The 10,742-nt window shown below is 42.6% G+C and carries 11 protein-coding genes; 8 read left to right on the forward strand and 3 right to left on the reverse strand.

Annotated elements, in window-relative coordinates:
* The first annotated feature begins 267 nt into the window (after window positions 1–267).
* The 6 genes from ACFSKO_RS15925 (at window position 268) to bioB (ending at window position 6,298) form a co-directional block, all read left to right on the forward strand.
* Window positions 268–1,464 carry an aminotransferase class I/II-fold pyridoxal phosphate-dependent enzyme gene (locus ACFSKO_RS15925; RefSeq protein ID WP_380253434.1) on the forward strand — a complete coding sequence of 399 codons (1,197 nt, stop codon included), beginning with the start codon at window positions 268–270 and terminating at the stop codon, window positions 1,462–1,464.
* Complete coding sequence (locus ACFSKO_RS15930; RefSeq protein WP_380253436.1) at window positions 1,464–2,102, forward strand: alpha/beta fold hydrolase; 639 nt, start codon at window positions 1,464–1,466, stop codon at window positions 2,100–2,102. The genes ACFSKO_RS15925 and ACFSKO_RS15930 overlap by 1 nt, the downstream gene beginning before the upstream one ends.
* On the forward strand, window positions 2,099–2,920 hold the full coding sequence (locus ACFSKO_RS15935; RefSeq protein ID WP_380253438.1) for a methyltransferase domain-containing protein: 822 nt from the start codon (window positions 2,099–2,101) through the stop codon (window positions 2,918–2,920). Before ACFSKO_RS15930 ends, ACFSKO_RS15935 begins: the two co-directional genes overlap by 4 nt.
* A gap of 37 nt (window positions 2,921–2,957) precedes the next feature.
* Window positions 2,958–3,647: a dethiobiotin synthase gene (bioD, locus tag ACFSKO_RS15940; RefSeq protein ID WP_380253440.1), complete on the forward strand. Its 690-nt coding sequence runs from the start codon at window positions 2,958–2,960 to the stop codon at window positions 3,645–3,647.
* On the forward strand, window positions 3,640–4,956 hold the full coding sequence (bioA, locus tag ACFSKO_RS15945; RefSeq protein WP_380253442.1) for an adenosylmethionine--8-amino-7-oxononanoate transaminase: 1,317 nt from the start codon (window positions 3,640–3,642) through the stop codon (window positions 4,954–4,956). The genes bioD and bioA overlap by 8 nt, the downstream gene beginning before the upstream one ends.
* A gap of 178 nt (window positions 4,957–5,134) precedes the next feature.
* On the forward strand, window positions 5,135–6,298 hold the full coding sequence (bioB, locus tag ACFSKO_RS15950) for a biotin synthase BioB (RefSeq protein WP_380253444.1): 1,164 nt from the start codon (window positions 5,135–5,137) through the stop codon (window positions 6,296–6,298).
* Between the two features lie 88 nt (window positions 6,299–6,386).
* On the opposite strand, the gene betA is transcribed toward bioB, so the two are convergent.
* Window positions 6,387–8,051, reverse strand: coding sequence for a choline dehydrogenase (gene betA / locus ACFSKO_RS15955; protein ID WP_380253446.1), 1,665 nt, complete (start codon window positions 8,049–8,051; stop codon window positions 6,387–6,389).
* Entirely contained in the window at window positions 8,045–8,662 is a 618-nt protein-coding gene (gene betI / locus ACFSKO_RS15960; protein ID WP_380253448.1) for a transcriptional regulator BetI, read from the reverse strand. The genes betA and betI overlap by 7 nt, the downstream gene beginning before the upstream one ends.
* Before the next feature lie 206 nt (window positions 8,663–8,868).
* Between betI and ACFSKO_RS15965 the strand changes: the two genes are divergently transcribed.
* Complete coding sequence (locus tag ACFSKO_RS15965; RefSeq protein ID WP_380253450.1) at window positions 8,869–9,375, forward strand: A24 family peptidase; 507 nt, start codon at window positions 8,869–8,871, stop codon at window positions 9,373–9,375.
* A 12-nt stretch (window positions 9,376–9,387) separates the two neighbouring features.
* Here the strand turns inward: ACFSKO_RS15965 and ACFSKO_RS15970 are convergent, their stop codons facing one another.
* Window positions 9,388–9,945, reverse strand: a complete 558-nt coding sequence (locus ACFSKO_RS15970; protein WP_380253452.1) for a tetratricopeptide repeat protein — start codon at window positions 9,943–9,945, stop codon at window positions 9,388–9,390.
* 151 nt (window positions 9,946–10,096) lie between these two features.
* Between ACFSKO_RS15970 and ACFSKO_RS15975 the strand changes: the two genes are divergently transcribed.
* A complete protein-coding gene (locus ACFSKO_RS15975) occupies window positions 10,097–10,612 on the forward strand; it encodes a PAS domain-containing protein (RefSeq protein WP_380253454.1) in 516 nt (171 codons plus the stop codon).
* Window positions 10,613–10,742 lie beyond the last annotated feature (130 nt).

Raw genomic sequence — 10,742 nt, forward strand, 5'->3', positions numbered from 1 at the left:
AGCCAGCAGCAGAAGGCGCTGGTGGGGCGCGTGAAGGTCGTCGCAGTCGCCGACGTGCATAGATAAATATATAAACATGTTTAAAAAAAGGTGGCATTTATGCCACCTTTTTTTTATTGGTTATAAGAATTAGATCAATTTGATCGTTATCACAGTTGATCATTATCACGGCAGTTGCTCTTATGTTTCTTTGCCATTAAAACTTGTCAAGAACCCGGCTGGGGTCGTAACGGCTCTATTGAATAGCTAGCTGTTGGAGTAGTTCGAGTGGTAAGCTTATCTGATCTTATAGAAGAAAAACTTCTGAAAATTCCAGAAGACCGACGGCGCTCACTTAAGAGCTCAATTCCCCTTGAAGACGGACGCATTGAGCGTGGGGAAAAGATTTTTCATAATTTTGCTTCTAATGATTATCTTGGCTTATCGCATCACCCACTGCTTAAAGAGCGTTCACGTGAGTGGGCGCAAGCTTATGGCACGGGATCAGGTGCTTCACGTCTTATTACTGGAAATCATGCCCTCTATGAAGATCTAGAAAGAAAGCTTGCAAATCTAAAAGGATCTGAAACGGCTTTGATCCTCAATTCTGGCTTTCAAGCCAATGCGTCGGTTCTAGCGGCACTTTTGCAACGATCCTTACTGGGCGGGAAAGAAAATCCTAAAGTCCTCCTGTTTACCGATAAGCTCAACCATGCCAGTTTGCACTTTGGTGCTCAGGCAGCCAACGCAAAACAAATTCGATTTCGCCACAATGATTTAGATCACCTGGAAAAGTTACTTTTCCAACATAAAGATGACGAACGTGTGAAAATAATTATCACGGAAAGTGTCTTTTCCATGGACGGTGACATGCTGGATGTGACAGCAATTCGGACGATTTCGAAACGGCACGATGCCTTTCTTTATATTGATGAAGCTCACGCGACCGGTGTACTCGGCAACAAAGGAATGGGCTTGTGTGCTGGCGGCATATCAAATGATGAATTGGTGATGGGAACTTTCGGCAAGGGGCTGGGATCTTATGGAGCCTATGTTGCTTGTTCTAAAGTCGTAAGGGATTATTTAATCAATACCTGTAGCGGGCTGATTTATGCCACCGCTTTACCACCTCAAATCTTGGGGGCTATTGATGCTGCTTTGGAGTTGATACCCGAACAGGATCAAGAAAGATCACACCTAAAGGAAATAGGCGACGTGTTTCGAGGTATACTACAACAAGAAGGTCTGGACACAGGCCTGTCTCAAACTCAAATAGTGCCTGTAATGATCGGAAGTGATCAGCAAACTATCGCTGTGGCTAATTATCTTGAGGGAAAAGGATTTATCGTTGGGGCAATTCGTCCACCAACTGTCCCAGAGAGAACAGCTCGGTTGCGTGTAACCCTCAGTGCTGTGCATTCAAAAGAACAGGTTATCTCTTTGGCAAAAGCGATTGTTCATAGCTGTAAAGAAATAGGACTTTAATGCGAGTATTGTTCGTTCATGGCTGGGGTAATAGTACAGAGATATGGGATGCTGTTGTCGAAAATCTGCAAACTGATGTTGAGTATGTATTGGCAGACTTTGGTTTTTTTGGAATGAAAAAAATGCCTGACCCCGGATATTATGACATCGTGGTTGGTCACTCTCTTGGGGTATTATGGCTTCTCTCTCAGAATAAAATAACCTGGGAAAAATTGATTTCTATTTGTGGATTTTCAAAGTACTCAACTGGGGGTAGCTTTCCTGAGGGAGTGCCAAACCGGGTTATTGAACGTATGATCCGAAAGCTTCCTTTCTCATCAGAGGGAGTATTGAGGACTTTTCATGAATTGTGTGATCCAGAAAAACAAGTTCCTTTTGATCTGTCCTCTTGCCCAAATCAAGAACAATTAATGTGGGGCTTGCAATTTCTTTGTGATGAGGATGCACGTCTTCATTATGACCCACTTAATACTTTTATTCTTGCAGATAAAGGTGACCAAGTTGTGTCACAAGCCATGACTACGTCTCTGTTTGGATTTGAGAATGTTACGTGGCTTGAAGGGAAGGGACATCTTGTTCCTCTAACGGCACCAGCGGCTTGTAATGCTCTTATTGAACGGGCGATTACAAGTCTATGATTGATAATGTATGGAAAGACGGCCTTGTGCGCCGATTTGGTGCGGCAGCGCAGAGTTACGAAAAACAGGCCGAAGTACAACAGAAGACAGCCATATTTTTATCTAACTTAATTAAACAACACCTTGATAGAAAAGTGCCAATAAGAATATTAGAAATCGGCTGTGGGACGGGATACTTAACCAGAGCGCTCTATGATTTATATTCTGATGTTAACCAAGAGATTCAGTGGCATGTGACAGATATTTCTGAGGACATGCTGAAGCAGTGTCAAAGTTCTATCCCAGCAGAAAATAATTGCGGCATTACCGGACACAAAAATATAATTTTCTCGGTTATGGATGGAGAAAACCCAGATTTTGAAGGGCCGTTTGATTTAATTTGTTCTAATATGGCTTTTCAATGGTTTCGCGACCTCGAAGGTAGTTTGCATAAACTAACTCAACTTCTTAGTCCCCAAGGCCTTATGGCTTTTACCTCACTGGCTTCTGATACTTTTGATTTATGGCATAGATGCCAAAAGGAATTATCAATTGATAGGATGGCTCCAGAGTTTCCACCAGCTGTTTTTTATACTGATAGTCTTGCTGGACTTACAGTTGAACTAGAAAAAAAACTCTTTGTACAACGCCATAATAACGGTTTGGAGTTTTTACGAAATCTAAGGGAAATCGGAGCACATTCCCGTGATTTAGGACGAAATCCCTTAGGAGTTGGGGAATTGCGGAGCTTGCTTAAAAATTATGAAAGTTACTTTACAGATGGGGTTGTCGAAGCTGATTATGATGTGGTTTTTGTGCTCTGCAGCAAAAATGAATGACTTCGGTGTTTGAAACGATTAATGAAACCGGTGAGGTATGAAAGAGACAATTTTTCCTGGAAAAACGACTTTGAATTCTGCGGGCCTGTTTGTGACAGGCACGGATACTGAAGTTGGTAAGACCTTCGTGGCTGCTTCGCTTGTCAAAGCTTTGAAAGCTTCATACTGGAAACCTATTCAAACCGGGCCATTTAAAGATCATGATAGTCCGGAAATTCAAAGGTTGACGGGGATTGACGAAACTTCAATTTATTCTTGTTCATACAGTTTTCCGGATCCTTTGTCTCCTCATGCCGCTGCGAAGAATGTTGATAAGGTCATTGACCTCGAGAATATTCGATTGCCTGAACATGGCGCGGAAGAATTTCTAGTAGTTGAAGGTGCCGGCGGGGTTCTGGTCCCTTTAAATGATGATTTTATGATGATTGATTTAATTGTACGATTGGGTTTTCCCGTTGTTATCGTTGCACGTTCTGGATTAGGGACAATTAATCACACGCTTCTTACTTTAGAATCTCTCCGTTCGAGAGAAATAAACGTGGCAGGTGTGATCATGAACGGTCCGGCCAATCCTGGAAATCGAAACGCGATAGAAAAATACGGAGACATAGAGGTTTTGGCAGAACTTCCGCAATGTGATGATGTGAGCTTTAATACGATTGCTTCTCTTAAACCAAAATTACAAAGAGTGACGGAACTTTTTGGAAGGAATGTTAATAATGACTGACAATTTTTTGGAGTTGGATAAACGTCATGTCTGGCATCCTTTTACCCAGGCTCAAACTGCACCAGATCCTGTCGTTATTGATTCCGCCCAAGGAGTGTTCTTACTTACCAAAGATGGACGTGAAATCGTTGATTATATTTCATCTTGGTGGGTAAATGTTTTTGGTCATGCTAATCCAAAAATTGCAACGGCCATTGCTGATCAGGCAAATAAATTAGAACAGGTTATTTTTGCCGGATTTACTCACGAACCCGCGGTTAAACTTGCAAAAGCTCTAAGTGATCTTCTCCCTGGATCTTTAAACAGAGTTTTCTTCTCTGATAATGGCTCGACCGCTGTTGAAGTCGCGATGAAGATTGCCTATCAACATTGCCGCAATACGGGCCAAACTGGCCGGACAAGGTTTATGACCTTCGATGGGGCTTATCATGGCGATACCGTTGGGGCAATGTCTGCGGGGGTATCCTGTCAGATGTTTGATGCCTGGAAAGATCTTTTGTTTTCCGTTGATATCATGCCCTATCCCAATACTTGGGAACACGACGATAATGTAGAAGAAAAAGAAGCCGCTGCATTAGAGGCCTTGGATCGGCACTTGGAAACGTATGGGAATGAAATCTGTGCGATGATTTTAGAGCCTTTGGTCCAGGGGGCAGGGGGGATGCGCATGGTGCGCCCTGTATTTCTTAAGTCTGTTGTTGATAAACTTCAATCGCGCGGCATTCTTGTCATTTTCGATGAGGTTATGACAGGGTTTGGTCGTACAGGAAGTAACTTTGCTTGTCAGAAAATTGGGGTAACACCTGATTTGATCTGTATTTCAAAGGGTTTGACAGGCGGGTTCTTACCTTTGTCCGTTACGGTTGCAACAGATGAACTGTACAATTCCTTTTTAGGAGAGACTTTTGATAAAGCCTTTTGTCATGGACATTCATTTACGGCCAATCCTCTTGGTTGCGCGGCAGCTTTAGCTTCGATTGAATTATTGCAAAGTGATGAGACGCAAAAGAGTTTCAAGAGGATTGAGGCGGCGCACCATCGCGGGATGGATTACATTCGGGAACTTCCGCAAACTCGACATCATCGCATTATGGGGACTATTGGGGCGTTTGATGCCATTGTTGATGACGGTGGGTATAACTCTTCCCTTGGTGGTGATCTTAAAAAGTGGTTCTGGGATCGTAATATGCTTATACGCCCTCTTGGAAATGTGCTGTACCTTTTGCCGCCTTATGTCATTAACGATGAACAGATAGACGAGGCATGGAAAGCGATGGCATTGGCGATGAAAGAGCTTAACCCATTATAAAAATTCAATAATAAAAGTGTGTTTAGGCCGTAGAAACTGACTTATTTGTCTCTATACAATTAACAAGCTGATATTAGAAAATTTAGAATACGTAAATTGCGGTAAAAGTATAACACCGAACGTGCTTGTTGCTTGCCGAAATAATTTTGGACAGTTAGAACAGCGCATAGGATTAAACATGGGAGCGAAGATCGCCATGGAAAACGAAGTAAGTATTGTGTCCCCTGAAGTATCAGATGAAGAGATTTCTGGACACGAGGTAGCCATCTCTTCTGTTGAAGCTGTGGCTGATCAATTGAAAAATGAAATCTGTGAAGATTCCACTGATACGGATATTCGTAACAACTGGACATCGAAAGAAATCGAGGCCCTTTACGATCTACCAATGATGGACTTACTCTTTCGTGCGCAAACCATTCACCGTAAATACTTTGATCCAAATAAAGTACAGTTATCTACTCTTTTGAATATCAAAGAGGGTGGTTGTGCCGAAGATTGTAAATACTGTTCGCAGTCTTCACGCTACAGCACCGACGTCGGTGCCAGTAAGTTGATGGATAAAGATACTGTTCTTGAATACGCAAAAAAAGCGCAAGCCAATGGCTCCGGCCGGTTCTGCATGGGCGCTGCTTGGCGTAACGTAAAAGACCGCGATATCAGCAAAATTGCAGAAATTGTAACTGCAGTTAAAGACCTAGGCATGGAAACATGCATGACCCTTGGTATGTTAAATCGGGATCAGGCTGACAGCCTCAAAGAAGCAGGTTTGGATTACTATAACCATAACATTGATACGTCCCCTGAGTATTATCCTGAAGTAATTACCACGCGGTCATTTGATGATCGTATTGAAACGTTGGGTAATGTTCGTGAAGCTGGTTTGAATGTTTGTTCCGGCGGTATTATTGGTATGGGCGAAGAGCGCAAAGATCGTGTAGGTCTTCTGATGGCTCTTGCGAACCTTCCCAAACATCCGGGGTCCGTTCCAATCAATATGCTGGTTCCGGTTAAAGGGACGCCATTTGGTGATATGAAGCGTCTTGATAGCTTTGAAATGGTGAGAACCGTTGCTGTCGCCCGTCTTATGATGCCAAAGTCTTACGTTCGTTTATCTGCGGGCCGCCGTTCACTTGGTGACGAAGGGCAGGCACTCTGCTTTATGGCAGGGGCTAATTCAATTTTCTATGGTGACAAGCTGCTTACGACTGCTAACCCTGAAGAAAACGAAGATATGGCTTTGTTTGAGCGCCTTGGTTTGAAAACAGAGCAAAAAGGTGCAGTTGTTGAGCATCAACACGAAGCTCCTCGCGGCTGTGGTTCTCCGGATTGTGGCTGTATCTGACTAAGTACAATTCAGAAATACAAGAAAACGCGGCTTATTTAAGCCGCGTTTTTTTTTGAAAGTCATATATCTACTAAAGTAGATAACTTTACCGCTGTTTAGTCTCCCACTCGGGGTGGATCCAAGTTGGGGCGTTAGATGCTGGAAGCGGTGGAGCGCCAAGAATACAATCGGCAGCTTTTTCGGCGACCATGATCGTGGGGCCGTTGAGATTTCCGTTTGTAATTGTCGGAAAGACAGAGCTGTCTACCACTCGCAGACCTTCGATGCCTCTTACCTTACATTCATTATCCAAAACAGCCATTGGATCATCATCTGAACCAATTTTACAAGTGCAAGAAGGATGATATGCGCTTTCTGCGTTTTCACGGATCCAGGAATCCAACTCTTCGTCGGTTTGCAGGTTAGCACCGGGCTGGATTTCGTCTTGGGCATAAGGTGCCATGGCGTTTTGTTCCATGATCTCACGGCTTAAACGAATACAAGCTCTGAAGGCCGCACGGTCGTCTTCGTGCTCATTGTAGTTAAAAAGTATTTCGGGTTTGTCGTTCACATCACCGGATTTGATCCGGATGTGACCACGGCTCTTTGGTTTGTTGGGGCCAACGTGAACTTGAATACCATGGCCATCAAACGAAGCCTGCCCATCGTACCGCATCGCTGCAGGAAGAAAGTGATACTGAATGTCAGGCCATTTCAATCCTGCTTTCGAGCGAATAAAAGCACAAGATTCAAAGTGATTGGTTGCACCAAGACCATCTTTGAAGAGGATCCAGCGTGTCCCGATGAGGAATTTACTCCAAAGATCCAGTTTTCCGTTCAGGGTAATAGGTTCTTTACAGCGAAATTGGAAATAAACTTCAAGATGATCTTGAAGGTTTTCCCCAACGCCAGGCAGGTCATGAATGACATCTACGCCAGCTTTTTTCAAAACGTTGGCCGGCCCAATACCTGAAACCTGAAGCAGCTGTGGGGAGCCCACAGAACCTGAGGAGAGGATTACTTCAGTTGCAGCTTTGTAAATTTGGGTTTGTCCACCAACTTCAATTTCTATACCTGTGGCTTTTTTGCCTTCCATGACAATGCGTTTGGTGAGGGCGTTAGAGATAACCTTGAGGTTGGGGCGTTTTAATACGGGCTTCAGGTAGGCATTTGCCGTTGACCAACGAACGCCGTCTTTTACGGTCATATGCATAGGGCCGAAACCTTCTTGACGATAACCGTTGTAATCCGTTGTTGCGCCATAACCTGCTTCTTCACCCGCTTTCACAAAAGCTGAATAGAGAGGGTTTTTCATTTCATTGCCGTTGCAGGTCGCCAGAGGACCTTCATTGCCACGGTACTCATCCCGGCCACCTTTCCAGGTTTCCGCACGTTGGAAATAAGGGAGGCAATCTTTGTAGCCCCAGCCTAAAGCGCCTTCTTCTTCCCATTCATCAAAGTCACAACCGTGCCCTCTAACATAAACCATACCATTAATGGATGATGATCCTCCAAGGACTTTGCCTCGAGGGCAATGCATGCGTCGGTCATTCATCCAGGGTTCGGGCTCTGATTCAAACTCCCAGTTATAACGAGACATATTCATTGGGATGGAGAGAGCAGTTGGCATTTGGATGAAAATTGATCCATCACTCCCGCCGGCCTCTATAAGGAGCACTGAGCGGTCAGGGTTTTTGCTGAGGCGGTTTGCCAATACACAACCAGCGGATCCGGCACCTACAATGATGTAATCGAATGTGTTATTTAACATGTCGCGTTCTTTCTTCCCAGTTTGGTCTTGCTGTTTTGATACAGAAGCATTTCGTAATATTGCTGTACAATTTCATGGGCTTGCTCGTAGTCTATTACGTTTTCTTGAAGAGATGTTCTGATCCAGAGCCCGTCAATAAGTGCGACTATTCCACGAGCAGCTTTTTCGGCTTTTTCATGAGGAAGTAAGCTTTTAAATGCGTGCCGGAAGGTACTCATTTGCCTTTTTTCATAAACATGTTGTAAACGTTTGAGCCTGTCAGAATGAGGCACGTGCGCCCAAAATGCGAGCCAAGCAGAAACTGTCTCAGGCTCAAAAAGTTTGGGATCTAGGTAAGCAGATAAGAGGGCTTCTATACGTTCTTCTGGAGACAATGTGCCCTTAAGGTGTTGTAAAACGGATATTCTTAGATCCTCGAGCATCTTTCTCATTGTTGCTTGTAAAAGATCATTTTTGTCCCGGAAATAGTGATGTACTATTCCAGTAGAGACGCCTGCCTTTTGGCTTATCATTCGCAAGGAAATATCAGAAAAACCACACTCATGAATAGAGGTGATCGTTGCTTCAATGAGCTGTTTTTTTCTGATGGTTTCCATCCCCAATTTGGGCATTATTCAAATTCCGTAATTCTAATATTAAGACATTTTATTTTAATTGGACGTCCAATCAATAAAAAAATCATTTATAAGAATAATTTGTTTTTAAAATTGATCTTAATGAAGCATTTACCGTAATTGACCGAATATATGAAAAGAGTATATCTGAGAATCAACCCTAGATAATCTCTAAAGATAAGAAGTTAAATTTTGGAGTGAAAATGGAATTGGAACCGTTCTTTATAACGAAGTTCGTTTTAGTTGCTTTTGTGATTATTGCGATGCTGTCTGATCTTATTCAGATGCGGATACCAAATGTGATCCCTGTTGCAATCATTTTACTATTTCCAGTCGCTTATCTGGGGGGAGGAGCTGCCACACCTTTACTTGATCATATAGGTGCTATGTTAGTTGTTCTCGTTGCTGGTGTTGCTCTGTTTGCCTTTAAAATTTTGGGAGGAGGAGATGTGAAGTTTTTAAGTAGCCTCGCACTTTGGACCGGGTTTGGGCTTCTCCCACCTTTTGTTGTTATTTTATCTCTTGTCGGAGGCGGGCAAGTAATTATCATACTTTTACTTCGAAAGTTTTCTCATCAACTAGAATATTTATTGGCAAAATTTAATATCCAATTACCTGAATGGCTTCAACGTGATGGGGGGGTCCCTTATGGGCTTTCCATTGGTATCGCAATGCTTATTGTATTTGAACGGTTACCATATTGGTCTTAGGCATTAATTTATTTAAGCTTCCTCTTCGTCTTCTTGTTTTTCAATAATAGATAAGTTTATCCGAGGCCCACGCATCGTTGGGTGAATTTCCAGTGCTTTTCTAAATACTCTTTTTGCAAGGGTCCACTTATTTTGCGCAGAGTAGATCAAACCTTGCCCTGACAGAGCGCCGAAATGTCTGGGTTCAAGAGTGAGCGTCTTTCTTATGTCAGAAAGGGAAGCCGTATAGTTTCCCATAAGGTAGTAGGTAAGCGCTCGTTTATTCCATGCCTCAGCAAAATTTGGATCTTTTTGTAGCACTTGGGTGTATGTCTTTAACGCGTCTTGAAGCTGATTTTCTTGGGTTGCATAATCTCCTGTTTTCATCAATTTTTGGATGGCTTGGTCTTCGGTTTCCAACCAAATCTTCCATATATCGTTTTCAAGGGCAATACTTCGCGGGCCCGGTGATACCGTTAATAACCGTGTAAACAACATTGATAATCGAGGATCTTTTTGATCAGCGTTGGTACTGTTGTTTATGAGAGTTGCCGATATGGATATAAAGAAAATGATGAGAGATTTTGTCATCTATAAAGTTTGGACTGAGAACGATAAAAAATGAAATCACGTATCTGTGTATTTGTTGGAAGTTTTTTATTTATTCTCGAAAGTAGATTTTAATTTTTTTTATGCTATGTTGTTGATGGGGTTACATCTGCCTGTACTGTTGGATGGAACTATGAATTTTACAGGGTTATGTGAGCTCCCGGAAAAAGCATCAAATGAAGAGTCTTTTAAAACTCTTTACGATTATTGGTGTGCTATCTCTCCTGGAAATGGGTTGTTGCCAGGAAGACAGCATCTTAATCCCGCAGAGATAATTGAGATACTTGGTCGAATTGCTTTGGTCGATGTTTCTTTTGATAACGGGAAGTATGACTTTCATTATCGTCTTTGGGGATCATTTTTAACTGAAATTATTGGGAAAGATTGTACGGGGAAATTTATTTCGGAACTCTTCCCTCCTGAGAATCTTCCCCTTGTTCAAAATGCCTTTGAGTCCGTCGTTGAAACGGCTTGCCCTCATTATTGGGAAGTGGCGTGGGGCGTTGAAGAACGAGATCATGTTGGATATAAAAGATTATTGCTTCCCTTAGCAGAAGACGGCACGAAGGTTAACATGATCTTGGGAATGGTTATTGAAACGGATAAAGATATTACCGGACCTACTGTGCGGTTATATCGAAAGCCTTAATAACTACTCTATCTTGAAATAATTTCTTATTAATACTGTATATTAATTTATGTTTTTGTTTAATCCAGTTATTGGGGTGCAAAATAAGATGTCTATACAATAACAGTTGTAATTATCACTTATATATTGT

The sequence above is a fragment of the Kiloniella antarctica genome (assembly GCF_042682825.1).
Taxonomy (GTDB): domain Bacteria; phylum Pseudomonadota; class Alphaproteobacteria; order Kiloniellales; family Kiloniellaceae; genus Kiloniella; species Kiloniella antarctica.